Raw genomic sequence first — 16,427 nt, 5'->3', positions numbered from 1 at the left:
CTGCCTAAGTTCATCGTTACCTATTAGACTACATAACCATGAGTTCTTTTTCTGATATCACTATCCCCCACGAACTTGTTGATTGCCTTGACCATGTAGGTATTGCAGTTGCTGATCTCGACGCTGCTGTGGAATTCTATCGCTCTGCATTTGGTTGGGTAAACCATCACCAAGAAACCAATGAGGAACAAGGCGTTGTAGAAGCAATGATTGGTCCTAAAAATCTCGGCACCACTGATGGAATGATCCAGCTGCTTGCCCCACTCAATGAGGAATCAACCATTGCAAAGTTTCTCGACAAAAAAGGGCCAGGATTACAGCAAATGTGCTTGCGCACCAATGATATTGTGGCGCTGAGCAAACATTTAACCGACCAAGGTATTCGTTTGCTCTATCCGGAACCTAAAATTGGTACCGGAGGGGCAAAAATTAACTTTGTACATCCCAAAGATGCAGGTGGTGTCCTGCTAGAGCTCACACAACCCATCCAGTAATTTTCAAGACTACCGCCGTTGCCAGCATCCAGTGTGCCAGTGACGGCGATCTTCTATTCCGCGCCCATAATCACGAGGCCACGCCACAATATGCGCCACCGCTGGCATAATATCTTGGTTGCACCCTGGGCAAATATATCTTTTGGTTGCAGCAGAAGCACTCATCCTTCGCACATGGTAAATTTCGCCCTGCGTCCATGCAGGTCCTTCCATGCTTTGCGTACCCCACAAGGTAGCAGCGTCGAGAGGACGAGACGGCTGCTTCGACGGCGCTCGCCTATTCTTTCTTCCCATGATTAGAACAAACGCAATTCCGTAGACTCAATGCCACGGAGCGCATCATAATCAAGAGTGACGCAGCGAATCCCTCGGTCATTGGCCAAAGTACGTGCCTGCGGTTTAATTTCTTGCGCAGCAAACACTCCCTGCACTGGAGCCAATAGCTCATCTCTGTTTAATAGTTCTAGATAACGAGAAAGCTGCTCAACGCCATCAATACCACCACGTCGTTTAATCTCGACCGCTACAGTCTGCCCTTGCTCATTGCGGCACAAAATGTCTACTGGTCCGATAGCAGTGGGATATTCACGTCGAATAAGCGAATGCCCTTCCCCTAAAGTATCAATATGCTCGGCTAATAATTCTTGTAAATGCGCCTCGACGCCGTCTTTAATCAATCCAGGATCTTCACCAAGATTGTAAGACAAATCAGAGTGGATGGCTTCAACTGTGATTCTTAGCTGCTCACCTTTTTTATTTTCTACGATCCATAATGCCACCGTTGTCTGCGCGTCCATCTGTGCTTTTACTTGTGCATCTTCAAGCTCTGCTACTGGTACTTCTGTTTCTGTGAGAGTACATGGCGGTGTCATCCAGTTGAGTGGTTTATACGCACGATCATCTGCATGGATTGAAACTGAACCATCAGCTTTAATCATGATAAGCCGATCAGCCATCGGCAGGTGTGCTTCAAGACGACCGACATAATCCACTGAACAACGAGCAATGACTAAACGCATTCTTTAGACCTTAACTGCAGATAAGCAAATATAGCGCACCCCACGCTGAACTTGGCACAGGATTACTTTTGCGTATTATCTTTACCGATTCTACGAAGTAAATCTTTAGGATTCATTTTATCCATACGCGAACTGGGTGCCGCCTCTACCCAAGCGGTGAAAGCCATTTCTGCATGGGGACTGCATACTAATTCATAGTCTTGTCCGTGGTGTGAAAACTGAACAATTTTATCACCAAATAAAAAAGAGTCCTCACGATTAGTTACATCACGATGACCCTTAATAACTACATGCGTACGCTCAAAAAGCATATCTGCTAGCGGTGCGATAGAGCGCAACATGAAATAGTGCAAGCTATCCCCATGATAGCGAAAAAGACCATGACGCCAGCCATGCGTACCAGTGGCAGGAAGGCGACGCAAAATAACTGGTGTACCTTTAGAACGCAAAGTTAAGAAACGCCATGCGGCAAATACTACAAAAAATAGGGCGATAATACCCAATGCAATAAATACGTACTTCACAGGCGAAACGCATCCTTAACACAGAGGGACTGATGGGTGATGTGTTCAGATTTTAATCCATAATACTACTTCGCCTTCTAAAAAACAGAATTACTTTCTAAAAATGTGGAACGTATCACTATCCAGCTAGAATGACCTGAAAAAGCAAAGGCGGCATGACTCCCATAAGAGAAATCATGCCGCCAATACATGAACTACGTGAACACTGTCGCAGGTGTAGGTTATACTCCTGCGCTTCGACGGACAGCTTTTAGTTCAGCTTCAGCACGAGCTTTAGATAGTGCATCACTAGACTGCAAATTCGCTTCTGCTGATGTGGTGTCAACCTCATTAGACCAAATAGCGTATTCGGCAAGCACAGTGATTTTATCTGCAGAAACAGAGATGAAGCCACCTTGAACAGCAGCAACAAGTTTGCTGCCATCCACAGGAGTAACCGTCACAATGCCATTTTCGGCTAGTTGCCCTAGAAATGGCACGTGACCAGGCTGCACGCCGAGTTCGCCTTCTGTGGTTTGTGCGGTAACAATGCTAGCGTGTCCGCTCCACAACACACGTTCCACAGAGACTATTTCAACGGTGATGTCAGCCATGTCCGTTCCTCCCCTACTTCTCAGTCAATTTCTTGTATGCAGCTTCGACGTCGTCCAAACCACCTAGACCGTTAAAGGCCTGCTCAGGGTAGTGATCGAAATCGCCATTGCAAATACGCTCGAAAGCGTCGATGGTATGAGAAAGCGGCACATAAGAACCTGGGATACCAGTGAACTTCTCTGCAACGAAGAAGTTCTGACCCAAGAAACGCTCAAGGCGACGAGCACGCTGAACAGTGATCTTATCCTCTTCAGAAAGCTCATCCATACCAAGAATGGCGATGATGTCCTGAAGTTCTTTGTTCTTCTGCAAGATGTGGATAACTCGCTGCGCAACCTCGTAGTGACGCTCACCAACGATACCTGGCTCAAGAATACGAGAGGTAGATGTTAGTGGGTTCACCGCTGGGTAAATACCCTTGGAAGCAATAGAACGGTCAAGCTCTGTGGTTGCATCCAAGTGAGCGAATGTGGTTGCTGGGGCTGGGTCGGTGTAGTCATCAGCAGGAACATACACAGCCTGCAAAGAGGTAATGGACTTACCCTTTGTAGAAGTAATGCGCTCCTGTAGAACACCCATCTCATCAGCCAAGGTTGGCTGGTAACCCACAGCAGAAGGCATACGGCCTAGCAAGGTAGATACCTCAGAACCTGCCTGGGTGAAACGGAAGATGTTGTCGATGAACAACAGCACGTCCTGGTGCTGAACATCGCGGAAGTACTCCGCCATTGTCAGACCAGAAAGAGCTACACGCATACGAACTCCTGGTGGCTCGTCCATCTGACCGAATACCAAGGCGGTATCCTGAAGCACACCCATTTCTTCCATTTCAAGGAAGAGGTCAGTACCCTCACGAGTACGCTCACCAACACCTGCGAATACAGATGTACCGGAGAACTCACGAGCGATACGGGTAATCATCTCCTGGATAAGAACGGTCTTACCCACACCTGCACCACCGAACAGACCAATCTTTCCACCCTTTACGTATGGGGTGAGAAGGTCGATCACCTTAATGCCGGTTTCCAGGATTTCGGTTTTACCTTCGAGCTGGTCGAATGGTGGTGGATCGCGGTGGATACCCCACTGCTCACCATCACGGCCTAGACCTGGCTGGTCAAGACAATCACCTAGCGCGTTGAAAACGTGTCCTTTCACAACGTCACCAACTGGCACGGAAATTGGCTTACCAGAATCAGTTACCTCAGCGCCGCGGACAAGTCCGTCGGTAGGCGCCATGGAAATGGTACGCACGAGGTTGTCACCCAAGTGCTGGGCTACCTCAAGCGTAATGGTCTTTGCAACTGCCTCGAGAGTTACCTCGACAGTCAGCGCGTTATACAGTGCCGGCAGCTCGCCGCGTGGGAATTCCACGTCGACGACCGGACCGATGACGCGCACAACGCGACCCGCGACAGACGCGGTTTGCGTGTTCTGCTCTGTAAGAGCTGTGGTCATAATCTAGTCACTTTCTGCGCTTTCGGCGAGCGCACCAGCGCCACCGACAATCTCTGTGATTTCCTGGGTAATTTGTGCCTGACGAGCCTGGTTAGCCACACGTGAAAGATCCTTAACCAATGCAGTAGCATTATCGGTCGCAGATTTCATCGCATTACGACGAGATGCAGATTCCGAAGCAGATGCTTCTAAGAACATTGCATACAAGCTGCGGGATACATACTGTGGCAATAATGCAGACAACAAAGTATCCGCATCAGGCTCAAACTCTACATCTGACTCTGGTGTACCAGATGTCTTATCGTGACGATCGATTGCACTATCTGTGTGATCGCTCGTCTCAATAACTGGTTCGATGGGCAGCAGTTGGAAAGCACGAGGGGTTTGGGTAAGCATTGACTCAAACTCAGTGTAGACCACATGAACTTGGTCAAAGCCTTTAATGCCGTTTCCTTCTTCAGCAGTTAAGCCCTCGCACCACTGTGTGGTTCCCTCAGACGTTGCAGTGAATCCATCAATGAGATGATGGCGAACGTCGTGAGTACCACTCCACGTCGGATCCTGGGAGAAACCTGTCCAAGCACCTGCGACTTCTTCGCCGCGGAACTTATAATAAGCAACTCCCTTATTTCCTGTGACGTAGCGGACAACCTCATAGCCGGTTTCTTCAAGCAATTTCTGCAACTCAGCAGCTTTCTTGAAGACATTGTAGTTGTACCCACCAGCCATGCCGCGATCACTCGATACTACAAGAATAGCTGCGCGGTTACCGCCTTCTCGTTCACGTAGCATCGGATGATCCAAAGAACTAGCTGAGGCCAAACGCTCCATCACATTGTGGATCTCGGTGGCGTAAGGCAATGAAGCCTCGACCCGTGCCTGCGCTTTAGTAATGCGAGATGTCGCAATAAGCTCTTGCGCTTTAGTAATCTTCTTTGTTGAGTTCACCGATTTAATTCGGTCACGCAATTCTCGAAGATTTGCCATGGATCTTTCGCCTCCCTTCTTTCCTAATTGATGGCTCTAAAATAAAGTCTTAAAACTTTACTTCTTCACCTTTAGCTGGTTCTTTTGTACGTCACCTGCAGCAAGCGCATCAACCTCAGGTTCATTGATAACAACAGTGCCATCAGTGGTCTGGAAAGAACGCTTGAACTTATCGGTAGCAGCAACCAGAGCATTCTGAGAGTCCTCAGAAAGCTGTGCACCACCAGCGATTTGCTCGAAAACTTCAGGTGTTGTGGAGTGAAGATTCTCAATCAACTCTGACTCAAAGCGACGGATGTCTTCGACGGGAACAGAATCGAAGTGTCCATTACCAGCAAGCCAGATTGACACAATTTGATGTTCAACAGTCTGTGGTGAGTTCTCAGATTGCTTGAGCAATTCCACGAGACGAGCACCACGATCAAGCTGAGCTTTCGACGCAGGATCAAGGTCAGACGCGAAAGTAGCGAAAGCCTCAAGATCACGATATGCAGCAAGATCAAGACGCAAGGAACCAGAAACTTTCTTCATGCCCTTTGTCTGTGCAGCACCACCAACACGAGAAACCGACACACCAACGTTAATCGCAGGACGAACACCCTGGTTAAAGAGATCGGACTCAAGGAATACCTGACCATCAGTAATAGAAATTACGTTGGTAGGAATGAAGGCAGATACGTCGTTCGCTTTGGTTTCAATGATTGGCAGCGCGGTCATAGAACCAGCTCCCATATCGTCGGAGAGCTTAGCTGCACGTTCTAGCAAACGAGAGTGCAAGTAGAAAACGTCACCTGGGTATGCTTCACGTCCTGGTGGGCGACGAAGAAGCAAGGAGATAGCACGGTATGCCTCAGCCTGCTTAGTCAAATCATCATAGATGACCAATACGTGATTGCCCTGGTACATCCAGTGCTGTCCCAATGCTGCACCTGCGAAAGGCGCAAGCCACTTGAAACCAGCAGAATCAGAAGCAGGTGCTGCCACAATTGTGGTGTACTCCAATGCACCATGCTCTTCTAGGGTTTTACGGACAGCGGCAATTGTTGAGCCTTTTTGACCAATAGCAACATAAATACAACGAACTTGTTTGTTCTTGTCGCCAGACTCCCAGTTAGCCTTCTGGTTCAAGATGGTATCGATGCATACAGCAGTCTTACCAGTCTTACGGTCACCAATGATCAACTGACGCTGACCACGACCAATAGGGGTCATTGCGTCAATAGCTTTGATACCGGTCTGCATTGGCTCTTCCACTGGCTGACGCTGCAAAACAGTTGGTGCCTGCAACTCAAGCACACGGTTTTCTTCAGCTTCAACAGCACCAAGCCCGTCAATGACCTGACCCAAAGGGTTGATAACACGACCAAGGAAATTATCCCCGACCGGAATCGAAAGGACTTCTCCAGTCCGCTTAACTTCATCGCCTTCTTTAAGGCTTTCATAGTTGCCCAAGACTACGACACCAACGCGATCGGTATCGAGGTTCTGAGCGACGCCAATTACGCCACCTGGGAACTCAAGCAGCTCATTCGCCATAACAGATGGAAGGCCAGATACCTGGGCAATACCATCGGCTGCCGAAATCACCACGCCAACCTCCTCACGGGAGGCCTCCGCGGAGTAGCTCGAGGTGTAGTTCGCAATCGCGCTACGGATCTCGTCGGAGGAGATCGTAAGCTCCGCCATGTTCTTCCTGCTCTCGGTTGTTTCTTCCAGCAATTTCTATTCTTAACTATTAGTGTGTTGTCGTGTTAGACAAAATTCGCACGTAGACGTTCAATCTTTCCAGAAGTTGATCCATCTATTACTTCATCGCCAACTCGGATAATCATGCCACCGAGGAGGCTGGGATCAACCTCAGAGTGGATGTTCATCGCACGACCATAAATCTGCTCTAGCTTATTCGCCAATGAGTCATTTTGTGCACCACTGAGTTCTGTAGCAGACACCACAAAAGCAACATCGCGCCCCTGCAATGCAGCAGCTTTCTTCGATAATGCATTGATATCATCAATAACATTGTGCTCAGTGCGACGCGTTACCTGCAAAGCAAGTGCTTCAGTTACCGCAGTAACCTTGCCATAAAGAACACTTGCAAATAACGCACTCTTTCGTTGTGGATCTGCGCTGCGATCATCAAGCAGAAGAGTCAATTGTGCTTCTTTGCCCAAGAGACGAGACAAACGGAAGAGCTCTTCTTCTACTTGCCCAATCTGCCCTTGAACTTCTGCTGATCGCAATAGTGCATGGCGACCTAATTCGACCAAACCAGCACGGAACTCGCGAGGAGTAGACCACTCGAGACTTGCTGCAGTGATGAGCACTTCAAGAGTAGTCTGTGAGACTTTACCGGCAAACACAGCAGAGATGAGACCCGAACGTTGCTGAGCTATGCGTGATGAATCTGCAACGGCAATGCGTAAACGACGATCGCCTTCCAAAACATCAACAACATCAAAAAGCTCAGCGCCAGTCTGGGCGGCAATAGCTACAGCATTTTCATTCCCCTGCAATGCAGTATCAATATGGGAAGAAACCTGAGCTAGTGCCTCACGGCTCGCTGTATGCATTGTGCTCACTTTCCTGTTGCGCTAACGGTGTCTAGACCAGACAAGAACTGATCAATGGTTCCTGAACGTTTTACGTCGTCAGAGAGTTGTTCTCCGAGCAAACGCTCAGCCAAAGAAATCGAGTTCTGACCCATTTCACGACGTAGCTCTGCAACAACCTGCTCACGCTGAGCAGCAAGTTGCTTTTCGCCAGATTCAATAATTCGGTTGCTCTCTTCGATAGCTTTCGCTTTGTATTCAGCTTCAATTTGCTTACCCCGCGCACGGGCTTCATCACGAATTTCAGCTGCCTCAGCGCGTGCATCAGCAAGTTGAGCATTGTACTTCTCAAGAGCCGCTTTCGCCTCAGCTTGTGCTACTTCAGCACGCTGAATACCACCTGCGATCCGGTCCTCACGTTCGGAAAGAACTTCCTTAAACTTCGGTAACACGAAGTAAGTGAATAGTGCCCCTAGGACAATAAGCACAACGATAGACCAGACGATGTCGTAAGTAGCAGGTAGAAGAACACTATTTGAGCCTTCTTCTGCGGCTAGAAATTGAATGACGTTCGTCATGTATCTGTAGCTTTCGTGTTGTAATGATTAGAAGATAAAAGCGCCGATGAAGCCCAAAAGACCCAAAACCTCGGCGAAAGCGATAGCCAAAATCATAGCGGTACGAAGCTGACCAACCATCTCAGGCTGGCGTGCCATACCCTCAACAGTTTTACCACCGATGATACCGATACCGATACCAGGACCAATGGCAGAAAGACCGAAACCGATACCAGCGATGCTACCTTCAATTCCACCAGCGTTTCCTGCTGCCAAAATGATTTCATTCATGAGAAAAAGTTCCCTTTCTATAAGTCAGATATTTACCTGACAAATACTTCAATACTATAGAGATTTGTGATCCGCAAGGGATGCACTGGTTGCTCATCAGTGTTCATCTGCATGAAGCGATAATTCAATGTACACAGCGACCAACAAGGCGAAAATATACGCCTGCAAGAAGATCACTAGACACTCAAAGAGTGTCATAAGTACACCAAAAACAATGGTTACTGCGGACATTGCAGTCCAGCCATTTAACTGCCAGAAGAAGAAATTTGTCGCAGAGAAAATAAGCACGAGGATGACGTGTCCTGCGAGCATATTAACCATAAGACGAATAGCTAACGATACTGGACGAACAATAAATGTAGATATGAACTCCAGTGGAATAACAAGAAAATAGACCAGGAATGGCAAATGCGGAATTACCACTGATGATCGTATGTACTTGAAGAAACCGTATCGTTTAACTCCGGCATAAATGAAAGCTATATATCCAAATGCCGCCAGCACAATTGGCATACCAATACGAGCATTAGGCGAAATGTTAAGGAATGGAATAACCGAAGGGATATTCATAATAAACACAATGAAGAAAATGGTGGCAATTACCGGAAGGAAACGACGTCCTTCTTTCTTACCTAAAATATCTTCCGCAATGTGAATACGTACAAAATCCAAGAAAAACTCGGCTAGATTCTGCAAACCAGAAGGAACAAGCTTTGGATTGCGCATTGCTATAGCAAAAAAAGCGCCCAAAACCACTGCCATCAGCAGACGGACAAACATCAAGCGGTCGATCTGGAACCAACCGCCAGCCACATCAGTAAACCAGAAGGCATCCGGGAAAAATTCGTGATCAATGTTGGGTGTATGAAATTCACCCTTCATCGACAGTGTTATAACGCTCAGCGTTCTCTCCCGTGTTCGGGCCGTGAAAAAATTTCACGGTGCGATGGACGTCTAAAATCTCACTGTCATCACCATGGATTCCGTCGCACATCAGCACGGTAACAACAGGGACACTTCCCAGAGCCCTTTTTACTCACCTGCAAGCATGGAGTACACACAGCAGACCTACAAAAACCCTGAGTAGTCCATCGATTAGATTAGCAGGCATTTTAGTTAAATATCTATTCCATGCCAGGACTTTTTGGAGCAAAACCTTTAGCTGGCATCACAATTAGCCTTTAGCGGGGAAAACGTATGACTGTAAGTTCAATCACAGCAATAAGAATAGAGTCACTTACCCCCGCATCATCCCCCCGCCGCGATAGCGCCGATAAGGAAACTCACTGTGTATAGGTAGTCTTGGAACGCAAAATCGACATGACTTCTACACCTAATGTCACTGCCAAAGCAATGAAGGTAGTAGTCACAAAAGCACCCCGATGATAAAAGGTCAGATCACGGATAAGTACCATAACAACAAAGAGAAGCACCATTTTCAGCAACCAACTACCGAGGATAATGCCCACACTAAGCTGCGGTGCAACATAAGCACTCACCCAACCACTCAGCATCGTAAAAAGGGTAAAGCCGCCACCAATGGCACCACCGATAAGCACAGCCCACACGCCTGGCATACCTGCAGCAATTCCCCACACGATCAAAGAAAGGACAATAATGCCCGCTAAAGCTATAAGCCCTCGACGAACCGCCATGGCATATGGCTTGCGTTGGTCGTCGTAAGGCGATAATCGTGCAGCAGCTGAAGAAAGGATAGATTCTGTATTTTCTTGAGACACAAAGACTATCTTACAGACCAAAGGTCACGATGTATTTTTAGCAGCTTGTTTTTGTCGAATATGTACGGGATACCAGGTAAAGAAAATAGCGACGGCGATAGCAATAACAATGGCACCGACTGCATAAAAAGGCGGCACGATCGAAAAGGACACCGCACCAAAAGCAGCAACCGAAACCCACAAGTAAAAGCAACAACGCCACTCGCCTATGTGTATGCCCCAAAGAAAGCAAACGATGGTGCAAGTGCTTCTTATCTGGCATAAACGGCGATTGCCCCTTGCCTACTCGACGAACCACTGCCATGACCAGATCCAACATAGGAACAAACACTGCTGCTATCACTACGATAATGGGCGACATCAACGCAATTAAATCTGCGGTGCCATAGAGCCCCATATTGATCTTCCCACTGGCCGATGTAGCTGCTGCTGCCAGCAACAAACCAATGAGCATCGCACCTGAATCTCCCATGAAAATGCGAGAAGGCTCAAAATTATGTGGCAAAAATCCTGCACAAATTCCCACCAAGGCAGCAGCAATGATTGCTGGTGGATAGGCAGAAACCATGCCTCCTTGGTCGTGGAGAATAATCATAGAAAAAACTAAAATAGCAAGCCCGGCTATCATTCCCAAACCAGCCGCAAGACCATCAAGTCCGTCAATGAAATTGATGGCGTTGATCAACGTAACAGTAAAAAGCACTGTGATAATTGTGGAAAAAAATTGATCCAAAAGTACCGTGGTACCGCCACCAATGGGGATATAGAGCAAAGTCCAGGTCAGACCAAGCAAACTCATGATAAGTGCACCCAATAGTTGCCCCACCAGCTTTGTCAACGCATCAAGATCCCATAAATCGTCCAAGACACCAACGACAACAATGACAAAAGCAGACCAAAGCACTGCACTCATTTCTGGGGTAATCGGTTGGAAACCACGAGTAAGAGCTGGCAATTGTTGCGCCAAAAACACTGCACCAATAAAACCAGAAAACATGGCAACCCCACCTAAACGCGGCTTAGGCTGTTCATGCGCATCACGTTCTCTGATCTCATTGAGAATGCCGTACCTGACCATGACATATCTAATTATGCCAGTAGCAAGATACGTCAAAGCTGCTGCCACTAATAGAACGAGAGCAAGCTCACGCATTGGCACACCAGCAACACCCGATCCCATTTAGGTCAGACTCTCCGGATCACGATTGAGCACTTGGGTAATGCGCTGCTTACTAATAGCTCCCTCACGCAAAATAACAGGGTGGTCACCAGATAAGTCGACAATAGTGGAGGCAACTCCCACCGGAGTAGTACCACCATCAAGATAAACATTGACCGCTGCCCCAAGTTGTTGCTGAGCTTCTTCGACGGTTGTCGCTGGTTTTTGCCCAGACACATTTGCACTCGACACTGCCATTGGTCCAGTCTCACGCAACACTTCTATGGCCACTGGGTGCAAAGGCATACGGAGCATGACCGTGCCACGGGTATCGCCCAGATTCCACGGTAGACTAGGAGCTTGTGGCACCACTAGAGACAGGCCACCTGGCCAAAATGCTTCCACTAATGTTTCTAGCTGCTCATCATAATGAGCGACCAAACCACGCACAGTATCCCAGCTGCCAATAAGCACTGGCACAGGCATATCAGGCCCACGTCGTTTAGTACTGAGTAGTTTTGCGACAGCATCATTGTCGAAAGCATCACAGCCCAAACCATAAAGTGTATCGGTAGGCATAACGATCAACCGCCCACTTTTCACGGCGCTTACTGCTGTTCTAATACCAGTTGCACGAGTTTGTGCATCAGCACAATCATAAACTCTACTCATAACGTTTTGTACCCAATTATTGCTTTCAACACTTAAGACCTGAACAATGCTCACGTCTGATTCATATTGGTCTATCTGCTTATCATAACAGTTTGACCTGACTTAACAATGCACTCAACTACGCTTAGCCAGAATAAAGCGATCAATACCTGCTAAATCCTTGAGCACACGTATGTCCTGAGACAACCCAGTAGCACTCACACATTCCTGTACTGCTGCACTAGTAGTGTCGTCATGTTCAATACCGCATAATCCACCTGGTTTCAGTAGCTGCATCATACGCATGACCATGCCGTTAATCACGGTCATGCCATCTGCACCGGAAAAAACGGCATGATATGGGTCGTGATAGACCTCTGGTTGTAGACAGTTGCTTTCTGGTACATAAGGCGGATTACTCACGATGAGGTCAAAGGTAGAGTCTTGACCTTTTAGTAATTCTGGATCACAGACATCTGCATGACACAAACTAACGTGTTCTGGCACATTTTTCCGTGCCCACTTTAAGGCTCGCTCATCTTTATCGACTGCCACAATACTTACATTCGGACAATAATGCGCAATGTAGGCCGACAAAGCTCCAGAGCCAGTACACAAATCAGCAACTTTCATGTGCTTATTGCCAATCTGGCGCACAGCCCAATCTGCCAATACCTCTGTCTCCGGTCGCGGAATAAAAACCCCTGGACCAACAGCAAGACTGAGCGGACCAAACCATGCTGTTCCTAGAATATGCTGCACAGGAATGCGCTGAGCACGCTGGGCAACATGAGCAAAAAACTGTGTCGGCATAAGCGCTGTTGCATGGAGTCTTACTTCTAAAACAGCACACCCCAATGCCTCAGCAGCAAAAATAAGTGCATCCTGCTCAGGAGTTTCAATACCAGCTCGAGTAAATACTGCTATGGCTTCTTTGAGAGCTTGTGCCACATTCGAGCCGGAAGTCAAAACCGTATCCGGTATGTGCGACCCAACCATTTTCACTATCAACCCCTATCCCAACACAAAAGGTACTGAGCATTAGTGCCCAGTACCTCATTGGATCGGTTATTATTCCGCTTCCAAACGTTGTGCTCGTTCATCAGCCTGTAGTGCAGTAAATAAATCATCCAAATCGCCGCCAAGCACAGAATCAAGGTTATTTGCTTTATAACCAATGCGATGATCGGCAATACGATTCTCCGGCCAATTGTAAGTGCGGATACGCTCGGAACGATCAATAGTACGAATCTGTGCTGCTCGACCTTCCGCTGCCTGTGCATCAGCTTCAGCCTCAGCCATTGCTTGCAATCGCGCAGATAATACCTGCATAGCACGTGCTTTATTCTGAATCTGTGAGCGTTCCTTTTGACAGGTCACCACAATTCCAGTAGGTAAATGCGTAATACGCACAGCTGAGTCAGTAGTGTTAACACCTTGACCACCCTTACCTGATGAGCGATAAACATCAATGCGTAAATCTTTTTCATTGATCTCAACTTCCCCGACCTCATCGGGCTCTGGATAAACCAACACACCAGCGGCTGAAGTCTGGATGCGACCTTGAGATTCTGTCACAGGAACACGCTGTACACGGTGCACCCCGCCCTCAAACTTAAATACGCTCCATGCGCCATCACGTGAAGGTTGCTTTGAGCGAATAGACATCGTGAGGTCTTTGACACCCCCCAGATCCGATTCTGAGAGATCTAAAATCTCAGTGCTAAACCCATGTTTTTCAGCATAACGCTGATACATTCGTACTAAGTCGCCAGCAAAAAGTGCTGCCTCCTCACCACCAGCTCCAGCTTTTACCTCCATAAAAATGTCATCACCATCATGGGGGTCACGAGGAGCCAAGAGATCAGCCAGCTTTTCTTCGCTTTCGACGACCAACTGCTCCAAACGCGTAACTTCTTCAGCAAACTCATGATCCTCATGTGCCATTTCTTTGGCATCTGCTAGATCTGCACGCGCCTGCACAAGAACATCATTGACTTTGATAATAGGCTGGAGCTCTGAATAGCGTTTTGACAGCTTGCGGAAGAGTTGTTGATCCCCCATAGTTTCTGGATCTGCCATTTGGGCTTCAATGCCTTGATACTCAGAAACTATGTCATCAACTGCAGAAACCTGAGCTGCCACTTAGTCCTCCTCGTTATCTTCAGCCATTGGAGTTGAGGTAGCAACTTGCATGAGGAACTCGCCATTATTCTTCGTCTTCTTGAGTTGCTTAATCAGCAAATCAATAGCTTGCTGTGGCTCAAGAGCAGAGAGAATACGACGCAATTTGTGCATAATGCGTGCTTCTTCTGGTGCCAAAAGCAACTCATCCTTACGAGTACCAGAAGGATTAACATCCACCGCTGGGAACACCCGACGCTCGGAAATTTTACGATCGAGTTTCAGTTCCGCATTACCAGTACCCTTGAACTCCTCGAAAATGACTGTGTCACCAGCAGAACCAGTTTCTACCATTGCAGTGGCGATGATGGTGAGCGAACCACCATTTTCGATATTGCGCGCCGCTCCCAAGAATCGCTTTGGTGGATAAAGGGCATTAGAATCCACGCCACCAGACAAAATACGACCAGAAGCAGGCGAGGAATTATTGTAAGCACGTCCCAAACGAGTAATCGAATCAAGAAGTACGACAACGTCACGACCTTGCTCCACCAAACGCTTTGCGCGCTCAATAGCCAATTCGGCAACAGCGGTGTGTTCGCTAGGTGGACGGTCAAAGGTAGAAGCAATAACTTCTTCACCTTTAACATTGCGTTTCATGTCAGTAACTTCCTCAGGACGCTCGTCGACAAGCACAACCATGAGATAGCACTCTGGATTATTTGTCTTAATCGCATTCGCGATATTTTGCAAAATAGTTGTTTTACCCGCTTTAGGTGGGGAAACAATCAAAGCACGCTGCCCTTTACCGATTGGCATAATCAAATCAATCACACGTGTGGTAAGAATATGTTTTTCTGTTTCCAAACGTAAGCGTTGATTTGGATAAAGCGGAGTCAATTTAGCAAACTCTGGGCGAGCTTTCGCTTCTTCAACACTAACTCCATTAATAGTATCCACGTTAACCAATGGATTATATTTTTGGCGACTACGTCCACGTCCACCCTGATGATTATCATTATGAACGCGTACCTGCCCAGTTACTGCGTCACCAGCACGCAAACCAAAACGGCGAATAACCTGTGTACTTACATAAGCATCAGCAGGCCCTGCATGGTAATCAGTGGTACGTAAGAAAGCAACATTGTTGTCGATGATGTCGAGGATACCGGCAACATTTTGTAATACTTCATCTTCACGTGTCTCGTTCGTGTCGGTGTCACGGTCACGATCACGTCCACGACGATTCCTGCGGTTACGACGCTCACCACGCTCTCGACGGCGCTCCTGACGCTCCTCAGCAGCATTATCGTGTGACGCATTCTCCTGCTGCTGTGCTGCTTCCTTCTCCTCAGTTGGCTCAGCAGAATTATCTGCCTCACGCTGAGCCTTTATTTCACGATGCTCTCGACGTGCCCGGTTTCGACGTGCTCGTCGTGCAGCAGAACGTGATTCATACCGTGGCTCTTCTGAGTCAGAGTTTTGTGCATTCTCATCTGCTTTTTCTGCTACATCTGTAGTTTCCACATCGTGAGCAGAATGATCAGCTGTTTCTTCTGCTTTAGCACGCACTGCACGACGGCGAGAAGTTGCTTTACGTGGTTGTTCACCAGCATCTTGAGTATCCTGAGCTGGCGCACTTTCTGATTCAGTGCTGTCATTTATTTGTGCAGTGTTTTTTGCCACTCGACGGCGACCACGCTGCTGTGTTGGCGGTGTTTGCGGTTGTGATTCTTCTTTTACTTCTTGCGTAGCCTTTGCCGCAGTACCAGCCCCCTGTGCACCATTAATCGCGGCGATAAGATCACCTTTACGCAGTGCTGAAACTCCTTTAAGTCCCATTTCAGCAGCAATTTTACGTAGCTCTGGAAGACGCATTGCCGCTAAGTTGCGCTGCGCGCCATTATCTGTACCAGTCACAGATGTCCTTTCATGTGCTCACGCCATGCTGAGAGGTTGTCGCGGCATTATTTTCGGCGAAATACATGGGTTCCATGATTCCACACGAGCCCCCACACCGCCCAGACCTATGGCAGTAGCATTTTAGGGAAATATTTAGTCGATCGTTTGACATGGAAAGTCAAAGCTGTGGAAAAGAGAAAGTCATAATGGCGAAGAATTGGCGGTAAGAAAACTGATATACCCACCAGAAAAACTTCTGACTTATCTCACCGCTTGGCAGTGTAACACATATTCACGCTCCAAGCGAGAAACATTCAGAAAAACAAAGAACTATTGCGTTCGACACGGGATGACGAGAAGATAATTCACCACCTGTGCG

17 protein-coding genes and 1 pseudogene are annotated in these 16,427 nt (G+C 47.7%); 1 reads left to right on the top strand and 17 read right to left on the bottom strand.

Annotated elements, in window-relative coordinates; all coding sequences use genetic code 11:
- Positions 1-38: 38 nt before the first annotated feature.
- Positions 39-494: a methylmalonyl-CoA epimerase gene (mce, locus tag FQV43_RS03835; protein ID WP_146338976.1), complete on the top strand. Its 456-nt coding sequence runs from the start codon at positions 39-41 to the stop codon at positions 492-494.
- Positions 495-503: 9 nt separating this feature from the next.
- Here mce and FQV43_RS03830 read toward each other — a convergent pair whose 3' ends face one another.
- From FQV43_RS03830 to rho, 17 genes and pseudogenes are all read right to left on the bottom strand, one after another.
- The gene (locus FQV43_RS03830) at positions 504-788 is read right to left on the bottom strand and encodes a hypothetical protein (RefSeq protein ID WP_144274613.1); all 285 of its coding nucleotides are present in this window, start codon (positions 786-788) and stop codon (positions 504-506) included.
- 2 nt (positions 789-790) lie between these two features.
- On the bottom strand, positions 791-1,513 hold the full coding sequence (gene nucS, locus FQV43_RS03825) for an endonuclease NucS (protein WP_146338974.1): 723 nt from the start codon (positions 1,511-1,513) through the stop codon (positions 791-793).
- 62 nt (positions 1,514-1,575) lie between these two features.
- Complete coding sequence (locus tag FQV43_RS03820) at positions 1,576-2,037, bottom strand: DUF2550 domain-containing protein (protein WP_144274609.1); 462 nt, start codon at positions 2,035-2,037, stop codon at positions 1,576-1,578.
- 221 nt (positions 2,038-2,258) lie between these two features.
- A complete protein-coding gene (locus tag FQV43_RS03815; protein ID WP_146338972.1) occupies positions 2,259-2,630 on the bottom strand; it encodes a F0F1 ATP synthase subunit epsilon in 372 nt (123 codons plus the stop codon).
- Between the two features lie 13 nt (positions 2,631-2,643).
- Positions 2,644-4,089, bottom strand: coding sequence for a F0F1 ATP synthase subunit beta (gene atpD / locus FQV43_RS03810; RefSeq protein ID WP_144274604.1), 1,446 nt, complete (start codon positions 4,087-4,089; stop codon positions 2,644-2,646).
- Positions 4,090-4,092: 3 nt separating this feature from the next.
- Positions 4,093-5,076, bottom strand: coding sequence for a F0F1 ATP synthase subunit gamma (locus FQV43_RS03805; protein WP_144274602.1), 984 nt, complete (start codon positions 5,074-5,076; stop codon positions 4,093-4,095).
- A 57-nt stretch (positions 5,077-5,133) separates the two neighbouring features.
- Complete coding sequence (gene atpA / locus FQV43_RS03800; RefSeq protein ID WP_144274600.1) at positions 5,134-6,762, bottom strand: F0F1 ATP synthase subunit alpha; 1,629 nt, start codon at positions 6,760-6,762, stop codon at positions 5,134-5,136.
- Between the two features lie 65 nt (positions 6,763-6,827).
- Entirely contained in the window at positions 6,828-7,646 is an 819-nt protein-coding gene (locus FQV43_RS03795; protein ID WP_146338970.1) for a F0F1 ATP synthase subunit delta, read from the bottom strand.
- A gap of 5 nt (positions 7,647-7,651) precedes the next feature.
- A complete protein-coding gene (locus FQV43_RS03790) occupies positions 7,652-8,203 on the bottom strand; it encodes a F0F1 ATP synthase subunit B (protein WP_144274596.1) in 552 nt (183 codons plus the stop codon).
- 27 nt (positions 8,204-8,230) lie between these two features.
- The gene (gene atpE, locus FQV43_RS03785) at positions 8,231-8,473 is read right to left on the bottom strand and encodes an ATP synthase F0 subunit C (RefSeq protein ID WP_144274594.1); all 243 of its coding nucleotides are present in this window, start codon (positions 8,471-8,473) and stop codon (positions 8,231-8,233) included.
- 96 nt (positions 8,474-8,569) lie between these two features.
- A complete protein-coding gene (atpB, locus tag FQV43_RS03780) occupies positions 8,570-9,355 on the bottom strand; it encodes a F0F1 ATP synthase subunit A (protein WP_144274592.1) in 786 nt (261 codons plus the stop codon).
- A gap of 401 nt (positions 9,356-9,756) precedes the next feature.
- On the bottom strand, positions 9,757-10,212 hold the full coding sequence (locus FQV43_RS03775; RefSeq protein WP_144274590.1) for a hypothetical protein: 456 nt from the start codon (positions 10,210-10,212) through the stop codon (positions 9,757-9,759).
- A 24-nt stretch (positions 10,213-10,236) separates the two neighbouring features.
- Positions 10,237-11,392 (bottom strand): annotated as a pseudogene (locus tag FQV43_RS03770) (MraY family glycosyltransferase).
- Complete coding sequence (locus tag FQV43_RS03765; protein WP_146338967.1) at positions 11,393-12,043, bottom strand: L-threonylcarbamoyladenylate synthase; 651 nt, start codon at positions 12,041-12,043, stop codon at positions 11,393-11,395. It abuts the pseudogene before it with no gap.
- Positions 12,044-12,157: 114 nt separating this feature from the next.
- Complete coding sequence (prmC, locus tag FQV43_RS03760) at positions 12,158-13,021, bottom strand: peptide chain release factor N(5)-glutamine methyltransferase (protein ID WP_146338965.1); 864 nt, start codon at positions 13,019-13,021, stop codon at positions 12,158-12,160.
- 72 nt (positions 13,022-13,093) lie between these two features.
- Complete coding sequence (gene prfA, locus FQV43_RS03755; protein ID WP_144274582.1) at positions 13,094-14,167, bottom strand: peptide chain release factor 1; 1,074 nt, start codon at positions 14,165-14,167, stop codon at positions 13,094-13,096.
- Complete coding sequence (gene rho, locus FQV43_RS03750) at positions 14,168-16,066, bottom strand: transcription termination factor Rho (RefSeq protein ID WP_146338962.1); 1,899 nt, start codon at positions 16,064-16,066, stop codon at positions 14,168-14,170.
- Between the last annotated feature and the right edge of the window lie 361 nt (positions 16,067-16,427).

This window comes from Corynebacterium sp. sy039 (assembly GCF_007904105.1).
Classification (GTDB): Bacteria; Actinomycetota; Actinomycetes; order Mycobacteriales; family Mycobacteriaceae; genus Corynebacterium.
This window is presented reverse-complemented; position numbering and strand designations above follow the sequence as displayed.

Excerpts from the sequence above, each read along its gene's own strand:
- mce (WP_146338976.1), top strand. The coding sequence starts at position 39 with ATGAGTTCTTTTTCTGATATCACTATCCCCCACGAACTTGTTGATTGC.
- FQV43_RS03830 (WP_144274613.1), bottom strand. The coding sequence starts at position 788 with ATGGGAAGAAAGAATAGGCGAGCGCCGTCGAAGCAGCCGTCTCGTCCT.
- nucS (WP_146338974.1), bottom strand. The coding sequence starts at position 1,513 with ATGCGTTTAGTCATTGCTCGTTGTTCAGTGGATTATGTCGGTCGTCTT.
- FQV43_RS03815 (WP_146338972.1), bottom strand. The coding sequence starts at position 2,630 with ATGGCTGACATCACCGTTGAAATAGTCTCTGTGGAACGTGTGTTGTGG.
- atpD (WP_144274604.1), bottom strand. The coding sequence starts at position 4,089 with ATGACCACAGCTCTTACAGAGCAGAACACGCAAACCGCGTCTGTCGCG.
- FQV43_RS03805 (WP_144274602.1), bottom strand. The coding sequence starts at position 5,076 with ATGGCAAATCTTCGAGAATTGCGTGACCGAATTAAATCGGTGAACTCA.
- atpA (WP_144274600.1), bottom strand. The coding sequence starts at position 6,762 with ATGGCGGAGCTTACGATCTCCTCCGACGAGATCCGTAGCGCGATTGCG.
- FQV43_RS03795 (WP_146338970.1), bottom strand. The coding sequence starts at position 7,646 with ATGCATACAGCGAGCCGTGAGGCACTAGCTCAGGTTTCTTCCCATATT.
- FQV43_RS03790 (WP_144274596.1), bottom strand. The coding sequence starts at position 8,203 with ATGACGAACGTCATTCAATTTCTAGCCGCAGAAGAAGGCTCAAATAGT.
- atpE (WP_144274594.1), bottom strand. The coding sequence starts at position 8,473 with ATGAATGAAATCATTTTGGCAGCAGGAAACGCTGGTGGAATTGAAGGT.
- atpB (WP_144274592.1), bottom strand. The coding sequence starts at position 9,355 with ATGAAGGGTGAATTTCATACACCCAACATTGATCACGAATTTTTCCCG.
- FQV43_RS03765 (WP_146338967.1), bottom strand. The coding sequence starts at position 12,043 with ATGAGTAGAGTTTATGATTGTGCTGATGCACAAACTCGTGCAACTGGT.
- prmC (WP_146338965.1), bottom strand. The coding sequence starts at position 13,021 with ATGGTTGGGTCGCACATACCGGATACGGTTTTGACTTCCGGCTCGAAT.